Genomic DNA, 21,961 nt, shown 5'->3' with positions numbered 1-21,961 from the left:
AAGTCTCGAACGCCAGCACCCGCGGTCAGGTTCGAGATGTCCGCTGACCTGTGCCTACGGTGCGCGCGATGAGCAGTGATTTCGAACAGGACTGGGGGAACGGGTGAGCACGACTCCGGCAGCATCGGTGAGCGCGGCGGAGCTGCGACGGCGGGTTCGCGCCGTCGAGGCGTTTCAGGCGAAGACGAGGGAGATAGCCGCGGAGAACGTCTTGGCCACGCGTGAAACTGCGGTGAAGGCGGCACGGGCGAAGGAGAAGGCCGATGTCGCAGCGCGTGAGGCCGCTGCGGCTGTCCTGCGGCTGTTCGACAACGACGCTGAGTTGGTCGCGGAGTTGCTGGGCGTGTCGGCGGAGGAACTGGAGCGCGAGGCGAAGCCTGTTACCGCCGCTCGCGCGAAGGAAGTCATCGAAGCGCTGCGGGGCCGCGCCGAGCGCCCCCGCCGAGCCCGTACGCCTCGGGCAGAAACGTCGGCCCCGCCTCCTCCGGCCCCCGCCGCCCCGGCCCCGGTCTCCACGCCGGACGACGGCCGGGCTGATGGCGCCTGAGAACGCCCCCGGGCCCGGACTCTTCCCGCTCGCGGCGATGAACGGGTCCGGGCCCGTTCCCGTTGACGAACAGCTCGCCCTCATCGGCGAACCAACGCCTGTACGTGTTCCGGCTGTTGAGTGGGCTGCGTGGCTGGCCAACGAAGCCGTTCGAGCCCGCTACCGGGCCAAGGTCCACCGCACCTCATCAACCGAGGACTGCTGGTTCTTCCTCGGCGGCATCTCCAGTACCGGCCACGCCAGCTTCAGGGCAGCCTCACGGCCTGGCAGAACACGACGCGGCACCGTGCCGGGCCACCTGTACGGGTACCAGCTCGCGCACGGCGTGATCCCTCGCCTCGGTTGGGGAACCGACAGTCCGACCGTCTGCCACACATGCGATAACCACTCATGCCAGCAGCCGACGCACCTCCGGCTGGGCACGGCGGCTGAGAACCGGGCCGAATGGCTGGCCCGCCGCCGAGATCCCGGGAGTCCTCTGGCCGACCTCCGCGGACCGGCCGGACGCTCCCGCGCGATCGGCGCCGCTATCCGCGCCGGCCAGGAAGGCGGGGAGTCCGAAACGGAGATCGCGGCGCGCATTCGGGCAGCGATTGCAGCAGGCCGCCCCCTCAGCCTCTGGTGACGACCTCGGTGGCGGCGCGGGGCGGAGATGACGAAATCCGAAGCGTGGTCTTCCTCCCGATCAAGGAGGAAGACCACGCCGGATGCGACGAGCAAGCGAACCCTGGCTGAGCGGCAGCTATGTCGTGACGCCGACTCCTCGGGCGCTGGGGCTCAGCAGGATTTCTTTCGTCAGCTCACCACGCGCTTCCTCGAATGCCGAGTTGACAGCGGTCTTGTTGATTCCGCGGGCATGCACCACCACGACTCCACCCGCCTGGGTCCGGCGCTCGATCTGCGTCACCACACGACGAGCAGTGAAATCCCGGGACTCGAACTCCCAGATCCATCGCGCTGACACGGTCTCTGGCTCGTACATCAGAGTGCCGTTCGGGCCGTACGACGCCTTGACGTTCCAGACGTACTGGCGGTCCGGCATCCGTGACCAAATCACGCCGTCGCTTGCTTCCTGTTCCCGTTCCTCGACCGTCGCAGGCACATCCTGATCAGGATGGTCGTCGTTCCACTGGTCGGCTGCGTCGCGAGCGTGCTCGCGCTCCCGGAAGGCGAGTCCGTACACGCCGCATGTGACAACGAAGAGAGAGGCGGATTCCTCCTCCTGTCCATCGGCTCCGTACACGGCTGATTCGCCACCCTGAGGCTGAGTGGGGACGGTAGGCAGCACCATGCCTGCGAGACCGGAGTTCTGGAGGAACCCAGGCAAGGGCGCCGTCGGGTCCATGGCCCACTCGATCGCGGCCATGACCTCGTCGTCCAGCGCGTCCAGAAGGTGACCGTAGCGGTCCACGGTGGTGGTGATGGACTCGTGTCCCAGCCGCCCCTGAATGGCCGGGAGGGGAACCTTCGCGGCGATCAGCCACGACGCGTGGGAGTGGCGAAGGTCATGGATACGCGGTCGCTTGATGAGGCCGTACTTCTCTGCGGCCATCTCGATCGCGGGCACCCAGCGCAGGCGTCGGAAGGTTCCGGGGTCCCACTTGCGCCCTTCGGGGCCGGTGAATATCAGGGCATCGGGAGCAAGGCCCTTGGCACGACGCCGCAGCATCCGATCCAGCTTGTGGGTGATGACGATGGTCCGGCGGGACTTCCGGGTCTTCGGGGGGCCGAGGATGGACTTGCCGTCCTCGTCCTTCTTCCAGGCCCTCTGGACGCGGATGGCGGGCCGGCCGTTACGCCGCCGGAGGTCACGGGGCTGGAGTGCCGTTGCCTCGCCCCACCGGAAACCGGTCTCCGCGATCGTCTCGCCAAGATCCTTGGCGTCGTCGCGGAGGCATTCGTAGATCCAGGCCCATTCCTCACGTTCGAGGAAGACCATCTCCTCTTCGTCCTCGGCGCCGTCGAGCCGGGGGAGACGCGACTTCGCGCACGGATTCGAGGCTCGCAGTGACGGCTCGGCGTCCACAGCTGCCTGGAGGATCGAGTAGAGCAAGCCGTGCTCGTTCTGGATGGTCTTCGGCCGGTACTTCGTTCGAGGCTTCCGGTCTGAGGGATCGAGCGGGGCGGGCCGTCCGGCCTCCAGGTCGTTGACCCAGTCCTGCACCATCTCTCGGAGGATGGTGCCCTCACCGTCCTCTACGGAGTAGGGGCCGAACCAGGGCGTCATGTTGGCACGTATTCGTGTCTTGTACTTGCTGCGCGTGTCGCCCTGGATGCCGGTCAGGCGGTCGACGTAGGCGAGCGCGAATGCCTCGAACATCGTGTCCGGCCGGCGCTGGTCAGCGATGAACCCCTGCCCTCGCACCCAGCCGGGCGGCCACTGCTGACCGTGCCCGTTCACCAGATCCCTGAATCGCTCGGCGGCCTTCTCATCACTGAAGACCTCCGATTCCTGCTTGGCGCTCCGCGCGCCGCCAGCCCTCCACAGCACGGTGAAGCTCGCCGTTCCGTCCCTTTTAGGACGGGTCTTGATTGATGCCATGGGGGGACCGTACGACAGGGCGGTGTTGACACGGTGTTGACGTTATAAACACGGAGAGGGTCCCTAACCCGCGTTTCCGCAGGTCAGGGACCCTCTGATCATGTGGAGCCTAGGAGATTCGAACTCCTGACATCTGCCTTGCAAAGGCAGCGCTCTACCAACTGAGCTAAAGCCCCGGAAACCGGACGCGCCTCTCCCACGGGAGGGACTGACCGTTCCGCAGAACAGAGTACCGGGTGTACCCCCTCATCTCGCAAAATGATAGGGACTCCCGTCATACGACCACTCTCCGTAAGATGCTCGCGAGGTTCGCACCAGCGAAGGGGAGTAGTAAGTGGACGCTGTACAGCAAGAGGCCACGGCCAGAGCCAGAGAACTTCAGCGCAGCTGGTACGGGGAGCCGCTGGGCGCGCTCTTCCGCCGGCTCATAGATGACCTCGGCTTGAACCAGGCCCGCCTCGCTGCCGTCCTTGGACTGTCGGCGCCGATGCTGTCCCAGCTGATGAGCGGCCAGCGTGCCAAGATCGGGAACCCGGCCGTCGTCCAGCGCGTCCAGGCCCTCCAGGATCTCGCCGGCCAGGTGGCGGACGGAAGCGTCAGCGCGGCGGAGGCCGCCGACCGGATGGACCAGATCAAGAAGACCCAGGGAGGCTCGGTCCTCAGCAACAGCGGCCAGACCGCCACCGGCTCCGGCGCACCCACCGTCAAGCGGGTCGTCCGGGAGATCCAGTCCCTGCTGCGTTCGGTCTCGGCGGCCGGGGACATCATCGACGCGGCGGACACCCTCGCTCCCAGCCATCCGGAACTGGCAGAGTTCCTCCGGGTGTACGGGGCGGGCCGCACCGCGGACGCGGTGGCCCACTACGAAGCACATCAGAACTGACGCGGACGACGACGACATGACGGGGGACGGGCGAAGCGATGGGTGAGGTGTTCGCCGGTCGGTACGAGTTGGTGGATCCGATCGGGCGCGGCGGCGCGGGTGCCGTCTGGCGGTCCTGGGACCACCGGCGCCGCAGGTACGTCGCCGCGAAGGTCCTGCTGCAGAGCGACGCCCACACCCTGCTCCGCTTCGTCCGCGAGCAGGCCCTGCGGATCGACCACCCCCACGTGCTGGCCCCGGCCAGCTGGGCGGCGGACGACGACAAGGTCCTGTTCACCATGGACCTGGTCGCCGGCGGCTCCCTCGCCCATGTGATCGGGGACTACGGCGCGCTGCCTCCCCGTTTCGTCTGCACGCTGCTCGACCAGCTCCTGTCGGGGCTGGCGGCGGTGCACTCGGAAGGTGTCGTCCACCGCGACATCAAACCGGCCAACATCCTGATGGAGGCCACCGGAACCGGGCGGCCGCACCTGCGGCTGTCCGACTTCGGGATCTCGATGCGCAAGGGTGAGCCCCGGCTCACCGAGACCAACTACGTGGTGGGCACCCCCGGCTACTTCGCCCCGGAGCAAATGCTGGGCGCCGAACCCGACTTCCCCGCCGACCTCTTCGCCGTCGGTCTGGTCGCCCTCTACCTCCTCCAGGGCCGCAAGCCCGATTCCCAGGCCCTGGTGGAGCACTTCCTCGCCCACGGCACTCCGGCCGCCCCCGAAGGCATTCCCGCGCCCCTGTGGGACGTCATCGCGAACCTCTTGAATCCAGATCCCCAGATCCGCTTCAAGACCGCCACAGGGGCCCGCAAGGCCTTTGCCGAGGCGCTCGAACTGCTGCCCCCGCCCGCGTCGGACGAGGACCCGGTGGAGGTGTTCGACCAACTCGGCCCGCTCCCGGCCGGGTTCGGCCCCGAGGGGCCGCACAGCACCCCGCACAGCACCCCGCAGAGCACGGCGGGGGTGCCCCCGCAGGGCGCGGCGACACCGGTCTCCCAGGGCGCCCACACCCCGTCGGCGGCGGCGTGGGCGGCTGCCGAGCCGACCCGTACCGATCCGCGCGGCACGGCCTCGACGACCCCGGCGGCCTACCCCACGGCGCCCACGAAACCCATGACACCCACGGCGGCCACGACACCCGCCGCCCCCGCCGCCCCCGCCGGGTTCGGGCCGCCGGCCGGGGCGTTCGTGCCCTCGGAGACGGGCAGTTTCCACCTCCCGGCTCCGGCCCGGCCCGACACCGCTCCCGAGCCGGCCACCACCCCGTACCCCGTGTCCCGGCCCACGGCGCCCGCCCGCACCGGCGGGATCGCCCCGCCGTCGGCGATCGTCACCGCCGGGATCCTCGCCGCGGCGCTGCTGTCCTTCGCGGTGGGCGTCTGGGCGCTGACCCGGATCTAGTGCCGTGGCCGCCGGGCCAGCACGATCCACCCGCCGAGGCCGAGCAGCAGCAGCGTCCCGGTGCCGAAGCCCGCGCCGGCCACGACCCGCATCACGGAGCGGGTCCCGGCCGCGTCGGCGGCCTCGGGCGCGGTGAGCCCGTCCTTCGCGGCGGCCCGGTCGTCGTCGCCCACCCCGAACCCGGCCGCGCTCAGGCTCTCCTTGTAGGCGGGGGCCTTGGCCGGGCTGCCGATGACCTCCATGCGCAGGGTCAGCGGCACGGGCTGGGCGTCCTCGATGAACTCCCCGACGTTCGCGCCCATGGTCACCGCGATGTAGTACCAGCCGGCCACGCGCATCGCGCGCATCTCGGCGTCGTCCGCGAAGCGGTTCACGTACGCCACCGGCGCCGTCTTCGGCAGCGCGACCGCCGCCTGCTTCCCGTCGTAGGTGGTGTCCTTGGAGTCGGCCAGGCCGCGGTAGGGGGTGTAGAGCGACACCTTGAGGCCGGCGGCGGCGAATCCGTAGTCCTTGGTCATCGAGGCGTTGGCGAGCTCGGCGCTCAGCCCCAGCTGCTGTCCCCAGTCGAGCGGCACCCGGTAGAAGCGGGTCTGGCCGGGCCGCAGGTCGTCACGCCAGACCCCGGTGCCCACCGCCCGGGCGTCGTTGAAGCCGGTGCCGCCGGCCCGGCCCACCGGCGCGGTGCCGGGCAGGGTCGGGGAGGCCGAGGGCCAGACGCTGGGCGCGGTGGTGGGTGCGTTGCCCCCGCCGAGCACCGGCTCGCGCTTGACGAGGAGTTCGACCGGCCAGGAGCGCTGGTCGGAGTCCTTGGCGGCGGTGCGCGTGACCTTCACGAAGTACGTGCCGCCCGCCGTGCAGTCGGCGTCCTCCTCCAGCCTGCGTACGCCGACCGCGCTGATCGTGCCCGCCTCACTGCCGAAGCTCGCCCTGCCCGGGTTGCCGGGGCAGGCCTTGCCGCCAGTGGTCATGATCGTGACCTCGACGTCGTCGCTGTAGCCGACCTTGGCGCCCGCGGGGGGCCGGACGACCGCGGAGACGTACACGCTGGACTTGTCGTCGAGGTTGAGCTGGTAGAAGCGGTCCTCCGGGGAGATGACATCCTCGTAGACCTTCCCCGGACTCAGCAGCGGGGCGTCCGCGCTGGTGGGCTTGCCCGCCACGTTCTGCGCGCCGTCGGCCGGGCGGTACTGCGGCACCGGCTCCGAGGACGGGCCCGCAGCGTGCACGGCTCCCGGCAGTCCGACGGCCAGTCCCAGGGCCACCGCCCCCGCCAGCGCTGTTCTCCGTACCCGACCCATCACGCCCACCCCATATTTGCTAGCGCAAGCCAAATCTTTGCATACCGCAAGTTTTCGTCACAGAACAGCACAAAGCCCCGACCGCAGCGGCAGCCGGGGCTCCATGAGATCAGCTTTTCGGTCTCACACACCGGAACCGGAAGGCACGGAGTCAGTTGCCTCCGTCCACAGGTCCTGCTCGGCGCGGTCCGCCTGGATCTGGCGGTACACGAGGAGCCCGCCGATGGCGGCCAGTGCGACCAGGAGCAGCTTCTTCACCGCGCGACCTCGTCTTTCGTTGACGTTGGGGACTTCTGGCGGCCAACAATACACACCGACCGATATCCGATCGGCGCCTTTCGACCGGCGCTGAAGCCCCAACTGGCCCAACGACAAAGACCCCCAGGCCGTTGGGCCTGGGGGTCTTCGACACTGTGGGGCTAACAGGATTTGAACCTGTGGCCTCATCCTTATCAGGGATGCGCTCTAACCAACTGAGCTATAGCCCCATCCGCGCTGCGCGCTGACTCCTGAAGATTAGCGCACAGACACGGTCACGCCAAAATCGGTTCCCGCCGAGCGTCTGCGCAGGTCATTCGTCCTCGGCGAGGGTCAGCTCCACACCGCCGACGAAGCCCGCCGACAGGTTGTAGATGAACGAGCCGAGCGTCGCCAGCGCCGTCATCAGCACCACGTCGATGACCGCGATGACCGACGTGAAGATCAGCACGCGCGGCAGCGACAGGAACGACTGGAGGTCGAAGCCGTTGCTCTCGTTCGACCCGGTCGCCTCGCTGATGGTGCCGCCGACGGTCGAGAAGACGCCCATCGCGTCCATGACCATCCACAGCACCACCGACGCCACGACCGTGCAGACGCCCAGCGCGATCGACAGCAGGAAGCTGACCTTCATCACCGACCAAGGGTCGGCCTTCGCCACCCGCAGCCGCGCCTTGCGCGTCCTGGGCGCCGTACGCACCCCCGGACGCGCCTTGCGCTGCGCACCCGGGCCCGGAGGCGCCGCGTAGGCCTGCGGCGGCTGGTACGGCTGGGCCGGCCGGCCCTGCCCGGCAGGGGCGCCCGCGCCCGCGCCCGGGCCGGCCGTCGGCTGCGGTCCTCGGCCATCAGTCACGGTTGTCCCCCTGCCTTCGGCGGTGGTGTCCCCACCTTGGGAGTCCGCGGCGGGGCCACGGGCACCGTTGGCTCCAGTCTTGGACGGTCCGGCGCCCGTGGCTCCACTCACGACTTACTCCTCGTGCTCCCCAGCCGAAGGCTGCATGCCCTCGGCGGCCTCGGCGGCCTGTCCCTCGACTGCCTCGGTCTCAGACTGATTCTCGTCGTCGACCTCGTCAGCTTCCGGACCCGCCTCCGCGTTACGAGCGATGCCCACCACGGCATCGCGCTTGCCCAGGTTGATCAGCTGGACGCCCATGGTGTCACGGCCGGTCTCCCTGACTTCGTTGACGCGCGTACGAATCACACCACCGCCGAGCGTGATGGCGAGAATCTCGTCCGTTTCGTCCACCACAAGCGCCCCGACGAGCGACCCGCGGTCCTCCACGATCTTCGCGGCCTTGATACCCAGACCACCACGACCCTGGACGCGGTACTCGTTCACCGGCGTCCGCTTGGCGTAACCGCCGTTGGTCGCGGTGAAGACGAACGTACCGGGCCGGACCACGCTCATGGAGAGCAGTTCGTCACCCTCGCGGAAACTCATACCCTTCACGCCCGAGGTCGCACGGCCCATCGGGCGCAGCGCGTCATCGGTCGCCGTGAAGCGGATCGACTGCGCCTTCTTGCTGATCAGCAGCAGGTCGTCCTCGGCGGACACCAGCTCCGCGCCGATCAGCTCGTCATCGCTGCCATCCTCCGTCTCGCGGAGGTTGATCGCGATGACGCCACCCGAACGGGGCGAATCGTAGTCCTTGAGCGCCGTCTTCTTCACCAGGCCGCCCTTGGTGGCCAGGATCAGGTAGGGCGCGGCCTCGTAGTCGCGGATCGCCAGGATCTGCGCGATCTTCTCGTCCGGCTGGAAGGCCAGCAGGTTCGCGACGTGCTGGCCGCGGGCGTCGCGCCCGGCGTCCGGGAGCTCGTACGCCTTGGAGCGGTAGACCCGGCCCTTGTTCGTGAAGAACAGCAGCCAGTGGTGCGTGGTCGAGACGAAGAAGTGGTCGACCAGGTCGTCCTGCTTCAGCTTCGTGCCGCGCACGCCCTTGCCGCCGCGCTTCTGCGAGCGGTAGTCCTCGGTCTTGGTCCGCTTGACGTAGCCGCCGTGCGTGATCGTGACGACGATGTCCTCTTCGGCGATCAGGTCCTCGATGGACATGTCCCCGTCGAAGGGCACCAGCTTGGAGCGCCGGTCGTCGCCGAACTTCTCGACGATCGCCGCCAGCTCCTCGCTGACGATGGAGCGCTGGCGCTCCTCCGAGGCCAGGATCGCGTTGTACTCGTTGATCTTGGCCTGGAGCTCGTCGTGCTCGGCGACGATCTTCTGCCGCTCCAGGGCCGCGAGGCGGCGGAGCTGCATCTCCAGGATCGCGTTCGCCTGGATCTCGTCGATCGACAGCAGGCCCATCAGGCCCTCACGCGCGATCTCGACCGTGTTGCTGCGCCGGATCAGCGCGATGACCTCGTCGATCGCGTCCAGCGCCTTGAGCAGGCCGCGCAGGATGTGCGCCCGCTCCTCCGCCTTGCGCAGGCGGAACTTCGTACGCCGGACGATGACCTCGATCTGGTGCTGCACCCAGTGCCGGATGAACGCGTCGATCGACAGCGTGCGCGGCACACCGTCCACCAGCGCCAGCATGTTCGCGCCGAAGTTCGTCTGCAGGTCGGTGTGCTTGTACAGGTTGTTCAGCACGACCTTCGCGACCGCGTCGCGCTTGAGCACGATCACCAGGCGCTGGCCCGTGCGCGACGAGGTCTCGTCACGGACGTCGGCGATGCCGCCGACCTTGCCGTCCTTCACCAGGTCGGCGATCTTCTGCGCCAGGTTGTCCGGGTTAGTCTGGTACGGCAGCTCCGTGACCACCAGGCACTGGCGGTTCTGGATCTCCTCGACCTCCACCACCGCGCGCATCGTGATCGAGCCGCGCCCGGTCCGGTACGCCTCCTCGATGCCCTTGCGGCCCACGACCAGCGCACCGCTCGGGAAGTCCGGGCCCTTGATCCGCTCGATGAGCGCGTCCAGGAGCTCCTCGTGCGAGGCCTCCGGGTGCTCCAGCGCCCACTGCGCGCCGGCCGCGACCTCGCGCAGGTTGTGCGGCGGGATGTTGGTGGCCATACCGACCGCGATACCGGCCGAGCCGTTCACCAGCAGGTTCGGGAACCGCGCCGGCAGAACCGTCGGCTCCTGGTTGCGGCCGTCGTAGTTGTCCTGGAAGTCGACGGTCTCCTCGTCGATGTCCCGGAGCATCTCCATGGCCAGCGGCATCAGCTTGCACTCGGTGTAGCGCATCGCGGCCGCCGGGTCGTTGCCCGGAGAGCCGAAGTTGCCGTTCGAGTCCACCAGCGGCATCCGCATCGACCACGGCTGGGCCAGGCGGACCAGGGCGTCGTAGATCGAGCTGTCACCGTGCGGGTGGTAGGTACCCATGACGTCACCGACGACGCGGGCGCACTTGTAGAAGCCCTTCTCGGGCCGGTAGCCGCCGTCGTACATCGCGTACAGCACACGACGGTGGACCGGCTTGAGGCCGTCCCGTACGTCGGGCAGCGCGCGCGAGACGATGACGGACATCGCGTAGTCGAGGTAGGAGCGCTGCATCTCCGTCTCGAGCCCGACGGGCTCGATCCGCATCACGGGCTGCTCCTCCGCGGGGTTCTCTGCGGTGGGGGTGGTTTCGTCGGCCATTGCTGGTCAGAAGTCCTTTCAGGCGGTCAGCTGAGACCGACTCAGATGTCGAGGAACCGAACGTCCTTGGCGTTGCGCTGGATGAAGGAACGACGTGCCTCGACGTCCTCGCCCATCAGCACCGAGAACAGGTCGTCGGCCTGCGCCGCGTCGTCCAGGGTGACCTGGCCGAGCACGCGGTGGTCCACGTCCATGGTGGTGACGCGCAGCTCCTCGGCGTTCATCTCGCCCAGACCCTTGAAGCGCTGGATCGAGTCTTCCTTGATCCGCTTGCCGTTCTGCTTGCCGAGCTCGACCAGGGCGTCGCGCTCGCGGTCCGAGTACGCGTACTCGAAGTCGTCGCGACCCCACTTGATCTTGTAGAGCGGCGGGCGCGACAGGTACACGTGACCCGCCTCGACCAGCGGACGCATGAAGCGGAAGAGGAAGGTCAGCAGCAGGGTGTTGATGTGCTGGCCGTCGACGTCGGCGTCCGCCATCAGGATGATCTTGTGATAGCGGAGCTTCTCGATGTCGAAGTCCTCGTGCACACCGGTACCGAAGGCACTGATCAGCGCCTGGACCTCGGTGTTCTGGAGGATCTTGTCGATGCGGGCCTTCTCGACGTTCAGGATCTTGCCGCGGATCGGCAGGATGGCCTGGTACATCGGGTTGCGGCCGGACTTGGCCGAGCCGCCGGCCGAGTCGCCCTCGACGATGAAGATCTCGCACTTGGTCGGGTCGTTCGACTGGCAGTCGGACAGCTTGCCCGGCAGCGAGGCGCTCTCCAGCAGACCCTTGCGACGGGTCAGGTCACGCGCCTTGCGGGCCGCGACGCGCGCCGTGGCCGCCTGGATCGACTTGCGGATGATGTCCGCGGCCTCGACCGGGTTCCGGTCGAACCAGTCGTTGAGGTGCTCGTGGACGACCTTCTGCACGAAGGTCTTCGCCTCCGTGTTGCCCAGCTTGGTCTTCGTCTGGCCCTCGAACTGCGGCTCGCCCAGCTTCACCGAGATGATCGCCGTCAGACCCTCGCGGACGTCCTCGCCCGCGAGGTTGTCGTCCTTCTCGCGCAGCAGCTTCTTGTCGCGCGCGTAACGGTTCACCAGACCGGTCAGCGCCGCACGGAAGCCCTCCTCGTGCGTACCGCCCTCATGCGTGTGGATCGTGTTCGCGAAGGAGTACACACCCTCCGTGTACTGCGAGTTCCACTGCATCGCGATCTCGACCGAGAGCATGCGCTCCTTGTCCTCGGCCTCGACGTCGATGACGGTCGGGTGGATCATCTCGCCCTTGCGCGAGTTGAGGTACTTCACGAAGTCGACGATGCCGCCCTCGTAGTAGTACTTCACCGTGCGCGCCTGGGGCTCGTCGACCTCCTCGGCCGAGTCCGCGCCCACCGTCGCCTTCGCCGACTCGCGCTCGTCGGTCAGCGTCAGGGTCAGGCCCTTGTTCAGGAAGGCCATCTCCTGGAAGCGCCGCGACAGCGTCTCGAAGGAGTAGTCGGTCGTCTCGAAGACGTCGCCGTCGGCCCAGAAGGTGACCGTCGTACCGGACTCGTCCGTCTCCTCGTTCCTCGCGAGCGGGGCCGTCGGGACGCCGAGCTTGTACTCCTGCGTCCAGCGGTAGCCGTCACGCCGGACCTCGACCGCGACCTTCGTCGACAGCGCGTTCACGACGGACACACCCACACCGTGCAGACCGCCGGAGACGGCGTAGCCGCCGCCGCCGAACTTGCCGCCCGCGTGCAGGACCGTCAGCACGACCTCGACGGCCGGCTTGCCCTCGGACGGCACGATGTCGACCGGAATGCCACGGCCGTTGTCGACCACGCGCACCCCGCCGTCGGCGAGGATCGTCACGTCGATGGTGTCCGCGTGCCCGGCCATGGCCTCGTCGACCGAGTTGTCGACGACCTCCTGCACCAAGTGGTGCAGACCGCGCTCACCGGTCGAGCCGATGTACATGCCGGGCCGCTTGCGGACCGCGTCCAGGCCCTCCAGAACCTGGATCGCACTGCCGTCGTACGAGGCGGTGACCTCGCCGTTCTCGCCGGCTGTGGACTGGTTGTCGTTGGGGTTGCCGGAATCGGCCACGAAGCGCCCTTTCTGGCACAGCACAGGCCGTACTCCGGGCCAGCAGGCATGCAAGCAGGAGCGGCTGCGTCGATCTGCGTTGTCAGCGTTTGTCAGCAGATCCCGCAAGCGGGCGGGATCCGCTTCAGTCTACCGGTACCACCGACATGAGTGGGGGTTTGCCGGTACCTGAGTCCGCATGTGCCGCCCTGAACCCGCACTCTCCGACTCCCCATATCCGGGAAGGGGCTCAAAGAGGCTCACACGGGCATTCAGCGCTTCGGGCTGTCAACCTCTCGCTACGGTGAGGGACGCCACCCGGCGGCGGGTGGCGAGCGGGGCGCGACCGTGCTGCGACCGGGGCCGCGCCGAGGCCACGACCGGACCGCGACCCGGGCCGCGACGAGGCCACGCCCGGGCAGCGACCGGGGGGCGCGAGCAGGCCGCGCGACCCGACCGCCTCCGGCCCGTCGCCTACGCGTAGGTGTCCCCCGGACCCGTGCTCCCCGGCGCCCGCCACGGCCCGTACCGCTTCGGCCGTCCGCCCGGGCCCTGCACCTTGATCAGGCGCACCGTGCCCTGCCCCAGGTCGGCGTTCAGCCGCGCCACCAGCTGCGGGGCCAGCAGCTTCAGCTGCGCCGCCCACGCCGAGGAATCACACCGCACGACCAGTTCACGGTCCTCGTACCGGTCCGGTTCACAGTGCGCGGCGATCTCCGGGCCGACGATCTCCGGCCAGCGCTCCATCACGCCCGCCACCGCCATCGGCATCTCCCAGCCGCGCTCCGTCCGGAGCCGGTCCAGGGCCGCCATCAACGGCATGGGGTCCCGGCCGTCCGCACGCGCGCCCGAGCGAAGCCCCGGCTGATGCCGCTTCTTGCCGCTCGCCGCGTTGCCCCGGGCCCGCGCCTGCTCCCGCGCGGCGGCCAGCGCCTGCCGCGCCAGATCCACACCGGAGGGCTCCGGCGCCTTCCGGGACTCTTTGGCCGGATCCTTCTGCTGATCGCTCACAGCCGGGTCACCTCACCGCCGGACACCCCGAACCGCGCCCCCGCCAACACACCCGGAACGTCATCGTCCACAGCCGCCGTCACCAACACCTGCTCGCCCGGCGCCACCAGCTCCGCCAGCCGCTCCCGCCGCCGGGCGTCCAGCTCGGCGAACACGTCGTCCAGGACCAGCACCGGCTCGTTGCCCTCGGAGCGCAGCAGCTCGTAGGAGGCCAGCCGCAGGGACAGCGCGTACGACCACGACTCCCCATGGCTCGCGTAGCCCTTCGCCGGCAGCTCGCCCAGCCGCAGCACCACATCGTCCCGGTGCGGACCCACCAAGGTCACGCCCCGTTCTATCTCCTGCTTGCGTACGTCGGCCAGCGCCGCCAGGAGCACCTCGTACAGCGCCTCCCGGGTGCGGGCCGCGCCGCTGTCCACCGGCTCGCCGGCCGACGACTTGTACGCCAGCCCCAGCGGCCCGCCGCCGGGCGCCAGCTGCTCGTACGCCTTGTCCGCCAGCGGCAGCAGCGTCCCGATCAGGTCCAGCCGCTGCGCCAGCAGTTCCGCGCCCGCGCGCGCGAGGTGCTGGTCCCACACGTCGAGCGTGGACAGGTCCATGGAGCGGCCGCCGTGCCGGCGGGCCATCGCCGCCGACTTGAGGAGCGTGTTGCGCTGCTTGAGCACCCGCTCGTAGTCCGAGCGCACCGCCGCCATCCGGGGCGAGCGCGCCGTGACGAGCTCGTCCAGGAACCGGCGCCGCTCGCCCGGATCCCCCTTCACCAGGGCCAGGTCCTCCGGCGCGAACAGCACCGTCCGCACGATCCCCAGCACATCCCGCGGCCTGACCTGCGAGGACCGGTTGATCCGGGCCCGGTTCGCCCGTCCCGGGTTCAGCTCCAGCTCCACCAGCTGCTGGCGCTCGCCCTGGGTCACGGCGGCCCGGATGATCGCCCGGTCCGCGCCCAGCCGGACCAGGGGGGCGTCCGAGGACACCCGGTGGCTGCCCAGCGTCGCCAGATAGCCGATCGCCTCGACCAGGTTGGTCTTCCCCTGGCCGTTCGGACCCACGAAAGCCGTGACGCCCGGGTCGAGGGGAACCTCGGCCCGGGCGTACGAGCGGAAGTCGGCCAATGAGAGATGCGAGACATGCATACGGCGCCGACCTCCCCCGGCTTCCTGCTACTGCTCTGCTTACTGCTGTACCGCTGTACCGCTGTACCGCTGTACCGCTGTACCGCTGTGCTGCTGTACTGCTCCGCCGCTGTGAGCGGCTACTTCTTCTCGACCGCGTGGCCGCCGAACTGGTTGCGCAGCGCGGCGATCATCTTCATCTGCGGGGAGTCGTCCTGACGGGACGCGAACCGCGCGAACAGCGAGGCGGTGATCGCGGGCAGCGGCACGGCGTTGTCGATCGCCGCCTCCACCGTCCAGCGGCCCTCGCCCGAGTCCTGCGCGAAGCCCCGGAGCTGCTCCAGGTGCTCGTCCTCGTCCAGCGCGTTCACCGCGAGGTCCAGCAGCCAGGAACGGATGACCGTGCCCTCCTGCCAGGACCGGAACACCTCGCGGACGTCGGTGACCGAGTCCACCTTCTCCAGGAGCTCCCAGCCCTCGGCGTAGGCCTGCATCATGGCGTACTCGATGCCGTTGTGGACCATCTTCGCGAAGTGGCCCGCGCCGACCTTGCCGGCGTGCACGGCGCCGAACTCGCCCTCGGGCTTGAGGGCGTCGAAGACCGGCTGTACGGCCGCGACGTGCTCCTTCTCGCCTCCGTACATCAGCGCGTAGCCGTTCTCCAGGCCCCACACGCCGCCGGAGACTCCGCAGTCGACGAAGCCGATGCCCTTGGCCTCCAGCTCCGCGGCGTGCTTCTCGTCGTCCGTCCAGCGCGAGTTGCCGCCGTCCACGACGATGTCGCCGGGAGACAGCAGCTCCGCCAGCTCGTCGACGGTGGACTGCGTCGCCGCACCGGCCGGGACCATCACCCACACCACGCGGGGGGCCTGGAGGCTGTCCACAAGTTCCGACAGGCTGTGGACATCGGCGAGGTCCGGGTTGCGGTCGAATCCGATGACGGTGTGGCCGGCGCGGCGGATGCGCTCGCGCATGTTGCCGCCCATCTTGCCGAGACCGACGAGACCAAGCTCCATCAGAGAGGTTCCTTAAGCGTTGTGGCCGTCTGTGCCGGGGTTCCCCTGCTACCCGGGGACACCCCAGGGCCCCGAGCCTACGCCCGGCCGCCCGGCCGGGCCCCACGGGCGCTCTATGTGCGCGGAAGGGGCGCTCCCGCGAGGCTCCGCGGGCAGGGGGCGAACGCCGTCGGGCCCGGCCCCGCAGCCTGCGAGACCGGGCCCGACGGATACGGCTGTCAGCCGGAGAGGCGCACCGGCATGATCAGGTACTTGTAGGCCTCGTCGGCTTCCGCGTCGACCGCCGGGCGGCCGCTGAGCAGCGCCGGCTTGGTGGACGTGGTGAAGCTGAGCTGCGCGGCCGGCGAGTCGATCGCGCTCAGGCCGTCCAGCAGGAAGGTCGGGTTGAAGGCGATCGAGATGTCGTCGCCCTCCAGCTTGGCGTCGACGCGCTCCACAGCCTGTGCATCGTCGGAGGAACCGGCCTCCAGGATCAGCACGCCCTGCTCGAAGCTCAGACGCACCGGCGTGTTGCGCTCGGCGACCAGGGCCACGCGCTTGACGGCCTCGACGAACGGGGCGGTCTCGATCACGGCGATGGAGTTGAACTCCGTCGGGAAGAGCGTGCGGTACTTCGGCAGGTCGCCTTCGAGCAGGCGGGTGGTGGTACGGCGGCCCGCGCCCTCGAAGCCGATGAGGCCCTCGCCGGCGCCGGAGCCCGACAGCGCCAGGGTGACCGTGTCACCGCTGGTCAGGGACTTGGCGGTGTCCAGCAGCGTCTTGGCGGGCACCAGGGCCACGGCCGAGGCGTCCGGGTTCTCCGGCTTCCACAGGAACTCGCGGACCGCGAAGCGGTAGCGGTCAGTGGAGGCCAGGGTGACGCGGTCGCCCTCGATCTCGATGCGGACACCGGTCAGCACGGGCAGCGTGTCGTCGCGGCCGGCGGCGATGGCGACCTGGGCGGCGGCGGAGGCAAAGACCTCACCGGGCACGGTGCCGGTCGCGGTCGGCATCTGCGGCAGCGCCGGGTATTCCTCCACAGGCAGGGTGTGGAGTGTGAATCGCGAGGAGCCGCAGACCACGACCGCCCGTACACCGTCTGTGGAAATCTCCACCGGGCGGTTGGGGAGGGCGCGGCAGATGTCGGCGAGCAGCCGGCCGGAAACCAGGACGGTGCCGTCCTCCTCGACGTCCGCCTCGACGGAGACGCGGGCCGAGACCTCGTAGTCGAAGCCGGACAGGCTCAGCGTGCCGTCCTCGGCCTTGAGCAGCAGGCCCGCGAGAACGGGCACCGGCGGCCGGGCCGGGAGGCTACGGGCCGCCCAAGCCACCGCCTCCGCGAGTACGTCGCGCTCCACCCGGATCTTCACCGGAACCGCCTCCTGCTGTTGCTCGCTCGTCTGGCCGGCCTTCGTCGTCGGCTCGATGCCTCGATGCCCTCGATGGCTCGGAGCCTCGATGCCGGGGACCAGTCTGACGTACGGCGCCGACAGTCGTCGCTGCCGGAGGTCAAGTCGGGAGCGAGGCGTCGGGGCGGCCGCCCACCGAGTTGTGCACAGGACCTGCTTGAAAACCGAAACCGGGCTAACTCTCTATGGGGGTAGTAGTAGGGCCTGTGGAAACGGTGGATAAGCCCGTTTTCCCAGGTCAGCCCTCGTTTTTTATCCCCACACCCTGTGGGTGACACCGGTGGACAACACGGTGTGGCTGTGGAGAACGAAAACTTCTGCACAGGCTGTCCCCAGGAGACCCCCACTCCTCCACAGCTGCGTCCCCAGCTTTTCCCCAGTACTCCACAGCCCAAACGTCGACCTGCGTGTGACCGCTTTCACTCCGGAAGGTGAGAGCGGGCCCCTTGTTGCCGAACAGTGGACAACGGTGTGGGTAACTCATCAGATCCTGTGCACAGGATGCGGCAACCTGTGGGTCGCCGGTGGACAGAGGGGTGGATGAGCCTGTGGATGATTTTTCTGTCCACAGGCTGTGGACAATCCTTGCGCACAATTCCACAGGCAGCTGACCTGGACTGATGGGGCCTCACCCGGCACCCCTGTGGACAGATTGTGGGTGAAGGAACCCGTCCCCAGGCTGTGGACGGAAGAAAGTCCGCCAATCTGTGGATGAGTTGCTCCTTTGGGGGCGCATTCGAACAGGTCAGGGGCGTGCGGACGAAGAAGGGCGCCCCCGAAGCAGTCCGGGAGCGCCCTGCGATGCGTCTGACTCAGGCGTTCTTGATGCGGTTGGTGAGCTCCGTGACCTGGTTGTAGATGGAGCGGCGTTCCGCCATCAGGGCGCGGATCTTGCGGTCCGCGTGCATGACGGTGGTGTGGTCGCGGCCGCCGAACTGCGCCCCGATCTTGGGCAGGGAGAGGTCGGTGAGTTCCCGGCACAGGTACATGGCGATCTGCCGGGCGGTGACCAGGACCCGGCTGCGCGAGGAGCCGCACAGGTCGTCCACGGTGAGCCCGAAGTAGTCGGCGGTGGCCGCCATGATGTCCGAGGCGGTGATCTCGGGCGCGCTGTCCTCGCCGCCCGGGATCAGGTTCTTGAGGACGTCCTCGGTGAGGCCCAGGTCGACCGGCTGCCGGTTCAGGCTCGCGAAGGCCGTGACCCGGATCAGCGCCCCCTCCAGCTCGCGGATGTTGCGCGAGATGCGGGAGGCGATGAACTCCAGTACCTCCGGCGGGGCGTTGAGGTGCTCCTGGACGGCCTTCTTGCGCAGGATCGCGATACGGGTCTCCAGCTCGGGCGGCTGGACGTCGGTGATCAGGCCCCACTCGAAGCGGTTGCGGAGCCGGTCCTCCAGGGTGACGAGCTGCTTGGGCGGCCGGTCGGAGGAGAGCACGATCTGCTTGTTGGCGTTGTGGAGCGTATTGAAGGTGTGGAAGAACTCCTCCTGCGTCGACTCCTTGCTCGCGAGGAACTGGATGTCGTCGACGAGCAGGATGTCCATCTCGCGGTAGCGCTTGCGGAACGCGTCGCCCTTGCCGTCGCGGATGGAGTTGATGAACTCGTTGGTGAACTCCTCGGAGCTCACGTAGCGCACCCGGGTGCCGGGGTAGAGGCTCCGCGCGTAGTGCCCGATGGCGTGCAGCAGGTGCGTCTTGCCGAGGCCCGACTCCCCATAGATGAAGAGGGGGTTGTACGCCTTCGCGGGCGCCTCGGCGACGGCCACCGCGGCGGCGTGCGCGAAGCGGTTGGAGGCGCCGATGACGAACGTGTCGAAGAGGTACTTGGGATTCAGCCGGGCGGTCGGCTCCAGCGGGCCCGAGGTGGAGCCGCCGGACGGGGCCGAGGGGGCGGGCCGGCTGGGGGCCGGACGCGGGGCGGGCTGCTCGTACTGCTGCTGCTCGTACTGACGGGGCTGGTGGGGCTGCTGGCCCTCGTACCCGGACTGCTCGTACTTCTGCTGCTCGTACTTCTGCTGCTCGTAGGAGGAGCCCTGGTCGTAGCCCGAGGGCTCGGACTGCTGGAGGTAGCCCGGCTGCGGGGAGGCGTACGGGTCGCGCTCGGGGAAGCCGCCGAGGCGGGGCTGCTGCCATCCGTAGTCGTCCTGCTGGCCGCCGCGGGGCCAGGCGCCGGGCTCGGGGCGCTGCTGCTGGTACTCCGGGTAGGCGGGCCGGGCGGTGGGGAGCTGGTCGTCGCCCGGGCCGCCGGGGCGCTGGCCGCCGTACGGCTCGTAGGAGTCGCGCTGCGAGGAGGCGGGCGGGGCGGGGGGCGCGGGTTCGCCGGCGGAGTCGTCCACGGTGATGGCGATCCGGATCGGGCGGCCGCATTCCCGGCTGAGGGCGTCGCTGATGAGGGGGGCGAGGCGGCCTTCGAGGACGCGCTTGCCCCATTCATTGGGCACGGCCAGCAGTGCGGTGTCGGCGACGAGGGCCAGAGGCTGGCAGCGTTCGACCCACTGCTTGTCCTTGGACTCGATCCCCTGCTGGCCCTCTCCGAGGAGCTTCTCGAGCACCCGTGGCCACACTGCGGCAAGATCGGCAGGTACGTCAGCCACAGAGCACGCTCTCTCACAGGTCCCGTCCCACGAATGTGTGGTTCTTTGGGACGGTCGGGATAAAAAAATCCGGGATCGGTCAACGGTAGTCAGGCTGGTGGGTACGGTTCAAGTCGTTGTCCACAGCCTGTGCACAGTGTGGGGCCACGAGAGCTCGGTTTGACCGGATGGCGTAGCCGCGCGTACCGTAACGAGGTCGAGTTGTCGATGGCTGCTGCCGCCTGCCTACCGATGGGCGAAGATCACTATTAGTGATCGTTTAGCGGTGCCACTCGGGCGAACACGCGAGTTTCCTCGTGGGCGCACGGTGACAGCCAGGCGATGTCCCGCCACAACGATTCATTCTCTGGAGCCCCCGAGTGAGCAAGCGCACCTTCCAGCCGAACAACCGCCGTCGTGCCAAGACCCACGGCTTCCGCCTGCGGATGCGTACCCGTGCCGGTCGCGCGATCCTCGCGAACCGTCGTGGCAAGGGCCGCGCCGCCCTTTCCGCGTAACAACGCGCAGGTCGTGACGTCGTGCTGTCTCCCGAAAATCGGCTGAGGCGGCGCGAGGACTTCGCGAGCGCGGTACGCCGAGGCAGGCGGGCAGGTCGTCCGCTCCTCGTCGTCCACCTACGTACAAGCGGTGCAACGGACCCGCACGAGTCGGGGGAGACTGATCCCTCGGCGCGTGCGGGTTTCGTCGTCAGCAAGGCTGTCGGCGGGGCTGTCGTCCGTAACCGGGTGAAGCGGCGTCTGCGCCATCTTGTCCGGGAGCGACTGCTCCAGCTGCCCGCCGGTAGCCTGGTGGTAGTGCGGGCGTTGCCCGGAGCGGGTGATGCCGGCCTCGACGAGTTGGCCCGGGACCTGGATGCCGCTTTGACGCGGCTCCTGGGAGGCGTGGCTCGATGAAGTACCCGCTGCTCGCTTTGATCAAGCTGTACCAGTGGACCATCAGTCCGCTGCTCGGGCCGGTGTGCCGCTACTACCCGTCGTGCTCGCACTACGGGTACACCGCCATCGACCGGCATGGTGCGGTGAAGGGGACGGTTCTGACCGCCTGGCGGATCCTGCGGTGCAATCCGTGGTCTCCGGGTGGTGTGGACCATGTCCCACCTCGTAAACGCCCGCGTTGGCATGAGCAGCTGCGCAGTGCGTTGCGTAGATCTCGCAATGCTCAAGGAGCCTGATTAGTGGACACGATTGCCAGTCTGTTCAGCTTTATCACCACGCCCGTCTCGTGGGTCATCGTCCAGTTCCACAGCCTGTACGGCGCGATCTTCGGCGCGGACAGCGGGCTGGCCTGGGGCCTGTCCATCGTGTCCCTGGTGATCTTGATTCGCATCTGCCTGATCCCGCTCTTCGTGAAGCAGATCAAGGCGACGCGCGGCATGCAGGCGCTCCAGCCGAAGATGAAGGCGATCCAGGAGCGCTACAAGAACGACAAGCAGCGCCAGTCCGAAGAGATGATGAAGCTGTACAAGGAGACGGGTACCAACCCGCTCTCCTCGTGCCTTCCCATCCTGGCGCAGTCCCCGTTCTTCTTCGCGCTGTACCGAGTGCTGTCGAGCATCGCCAGCGGCGAGACCATCGGCGTCATCAACCAGCCGCTGCTGGAGAGCGCCCGCCAGGCGCACATCTTCGGCGCCCCGCTGGCGGCGAAGTTCACGGACAGCGAGGAGAAGGTCGCCGCGCTCGGCGCCTCTCTGACCGACGTGCGGATCGTGACCGCGATCATGATCGTCCTGATGTCGCTGTCGCAGTTCTACACCCAGCGTCAGCTGATGCAGAAGAACGTCGACCTCTCGGTCAAGACGCCGTTCATGCAGCAGCAGAAGATGCTGATGTACATCTTCCCGCTGATCTTCGCCTTCATGGGCATCAACTTCCCCGTCGGTGTTCTCGTCTACTGGCTGACCACGAACGTGTGGACCATGGGCCAGCAGATGTACGTGATCAACCAGAACCCGACGCCGGGCAGCAAGGCGCAGGACCAGTACCTGACCCGTCTCCTGAAGCACGTCACCTCGCACGGCGAGCTCAAGGGCCGGGGCAAGAAGAAGATCGTCGCGGCGATCGTGGCCAAGGGCCCGGACCGCAACGACAACGAGCGGAAGTTCATCACGGCGCTGTCGAAGCGGGGCATGGCCGCGCAGGCGGATGGTTCCGTGATCAAGAGTGCTGAGGCCACGGCCGACTCGGATGCGGCCACCAGCGGTGTCCAGAAGCGGCAGCAGCCGAAGCGGCAGTCGAAATCCCAGCGCCAGACGCCCCCCAGCAAGCCCTCTTCCAAGAAGTAAGAAGGAGTC

18 protein-coding genes and 2 tRNA genes are annotated in these 21,961 nt (G+C 68.5%); 7 read left to right on the top strand and 13 right to left on the bottom strand.

Going from position 1 to position 21,961, the window contains the following annotated elements:
- The first annotated feature begins 103 nt into the window (after positions 1–103).
- On the top strand, positions 104–547 hold the full coding sequence (locus J7I97_RS03170; protein ID WP_214930806.1) for a hypothetical protein: 444 nt from the start codon (positions 104–106) through the stop codon (positions 545–547).
- Positions 548–1,289: 742 nt separating this feature from the next.
- On the opposite strand, the gene J7I97_RS03165 is transcribed toward J7I97_RS03170, so the two are convergent.
- Both J7I97_RS03165 and J7I97_RS03160 read right to left on the bottom strand, forming a co-directional pair.
- Positions 1,290–3,089, bottom strand: coding sequence for a site-specific integrase (locus J7I97_RS03165; protein ID WP_251058417.1), 1,800 nt, complete (start codon positions 3,087–3,089; stop codon positions 1,290–1,292).
- A 103-nt stretch (positions 3,090–3,192) separates the two neighbouring features.
- Positions 3,193–3,265 (bottom strand) — tRNA-Ala (locus J7I97_RS03160).
- 158 nt (positions 3,266–3,423) lie between these two features.
- On the opposite strand from J7I97_RS03160, the gene J7I97_RS03155 reads away from it, so the two are divergent.
- Together J7I97_RS03155 and J7I97_RS03150 are read left to right on the top strand one after the other, a co-directional pair.
- Positions 3,424–3,972, top strand: coding sequence for a DNA-binding protein (locus tag J7I97_RS03155; RefSeq protein WP_214930805.1), 549 nt, complete (start codon positions 3,424–3,426; stop codon positions 3,970–3,972).
- 38 nt (positions 3,973–4,010) lie between these two features.
- Positions 4,011–5,363: a serine/threonine-protein kinase gene (locus J7I97_RS03150; RefSeq protein WP_214930804.1), complete on the top strand. Its 1,353-nt coding sequence runs from the start codon at positions 4,011–4,013 to the stop codon at positions 5,361–5,363.
- Here J7I97_RS03150 and J7I97_RS03145 read toward each other — a convergent pair.
- From J7I97_RS03145 to dnaA, 11 genes are all read right to left on the bottom strand, one after another.
- Entirely contained in the window at positions 5,360–6,661 is a 1,302-nt protein-coding gene (locus tag J7I97_RS03145; protein ID WP_251058430.1) for a hypothetical protein, read from the bottom strand. The two genes, J7I97_RS03150 and J7I97_RS03145, sit on opposite strands and share 4 nt — an antisense overlap.
- A gap of 123 nt (positions 6,662–6,784) precedes the next feature.
- A complete protein-coding gene (locus J7I97_RS03140; RefSeq protein ID WP_208809277.1) occupies positions 6,785–6,919 on the bottom strand; it encodes a DLW-39 family protein in 135 nt (44 codons plus the stop codon).
- Between the two features lie 156 nt (positions 6,920–7,075).
- Positions 7,076–7,149, bottom strand: a tRNA-Ile gene (locus J7I97_RS03135).
- 83 nt (positions 7,150–7,232) lie between these two features.
- Positions 7,233–7,883, bottom strand: coding sequence for a DUF3566 domain-containing protein (locus tag J7I97_RS03130; protein WP_214930802.1), 651 nt, complete (start codon positions 7,881–7,883; stop codon positions 7,233–7,235).
- A 3-nt stretch (positions 7,884–7,886) separates the two neighbouring features.
- Positions 7,887–10,496 carry a DNA gyrase subunit A gene (gene gyrA / locus J7I97_RS03125; protein ID WP_251049507.1) on the bottom strand — a complete coding sequence of 870 codons (2,610 nt, stop codon included), beginning with the start codon at positions 10,494–10,496 and terminating at the stop codon, positions 7,887–7,889.
- 41 nt (positions 10,497–10,537) lie between these two features.
- Positions 10,538–12,595, bottom strand: a complete 2,058-nt coding sequence (gene gyrB / locus J7I97_RS03120; RefSeq protein ID WP_308363508.1) for a DNA topoisomerase (ATP-hydrolyzing) subunit B — start codon at positions 12,593–12,595, stop codon at positions 10,538–10,540.
- Positions 12,596–13,024: 429 nt separating this feature from the next.
- Positions 13,025–13,561: a DUF721 domain-containing protein gene (locus tag J7I97_RS03115; RefSeq protein ID WP_214930800.1), complete on the bottom strand. Its 537-nt coding sequence runs from the start codon at positions 13,559–13,561 to the stop codon at positions 13,025–13,027.
- A complete protein-coding gene (gene recF, locus J7I97_RS03110; protein WP_214930799.1) occupies positions 13,558–14,694 on the bottom strand; it encodes a DNA replication/repair protein RecF in 1,137 nt (378 codons plus the stop codon). Before recF ends, J7I97_RS03115 begins: the two co-directional genes overlap by 4 nt.
- Positions 14,695–14,813: 119 nt before the next feature.
- Positions 14,814–15,689 (bottom strand): phosphogluconate dehydrogenase (NAD(+)-dependent, decarboxylating), encoded by an 876-nt coding sequence (gene gnd / locus J7I97_RS03105; protein ID WP_214930798.1) that lies wholly within the window; start codon positions 15,687–15,689, stop codon positions 14,814–14,816.
- A gap of 218 nt (positions 15,690–15,907) precedes the next feature.
- Entirely contained in the window at positions 15,908–17,038 is a 1,131-nt protein-coding gene (gene dnaN / locus J7I97_RS03100; protein WP_214930797.1) for a DNA polymerase III subunit beta, read from the bottom strand.
- Between the two features lie 851 nt (positions 17,039–17,889).
- Positions 17,890–19,671, bottom strand: a complete 1,782-nt coding sequence (gene dnaA / locus J7I97_RS03095) for a chromosomal replication initiator protein DnaA (protein WP_214930796.1) — start codon at positions 19,669–19,671, stop codon at positions 17,890–17,892.
- Positions 19,672–20,030: 359 nt separating this feature from the next.
- Between dnaA and rpmH the strand changes: the two genes are divergently transcribed.
- From rpmH to yidC, 4 genes are read left to right on the top strand one after another with little or no spacing between them, the layout of a single operon-like run.
- Complete coding sequence (rpmH, locus tag J7I97_RS03090; RefSeq protein ID WP_008741645.1) at positions 20,031–20,168, top strand: 50S ribosomal protein L34; 138 nt, start codon at positions 20,031–20,033, stop codon at positions 20,166–20,168.
- 21 nt (positions 20,169–20,189) lie between these two features.
- Positions 20,190–20,564 carry a ribonuclease P protein component gene (gene rnpA, locus J7I97_RS03085; RefSeq protein WP_214930795.1) on the top strand — a complete coding sequence of 125 codons (375 nt, stop codon included), beginning with the start codon at positions 20,190–20,192 and terminating at the stop codon, positions 20,562–20,564.
- Positions 20,561–20,842 (top strand): membrane protein insertion efficiency factor YidD, encoded by a 282-nt coding sequence (yidD, locus tag J7I97_RS03080; protein WP_075970728.1) that lies wholly within the window; start codon positions 20,561–20,563, stop codon positions 20,840–20,842. Before rnpA ends, yidD begins: the two co-directional genes overlap by 4 nt.
- 3 nt (positions 20,843–20,845) lie before the next feature.
- Positions 20,846–21,952 (top strand): membrane protein insertase YidC, encoded by a 1,107-nt coding sequence (gene yidC, locus J7I97_RS03075; RefSeq protein ID WP_214930794.1) that lies wholly within the window; start codon positions 20,846–20,848, stop codon positions 21,950–21,952.
- Positions 21,953–21,961: the final 9 nt, after the last annotated feature.

The organism is Streptomyces sp. ISL-87 (assembly GCF_018614095.1).
GTDB lineage: Bacteria > Actinomycetota > Actinomycetes > Streptomycetales > Streptomycetaceae > Streptomyces.
This window is presented reverse-complemented; position numbering and strand designations above follow the sequence as displayed.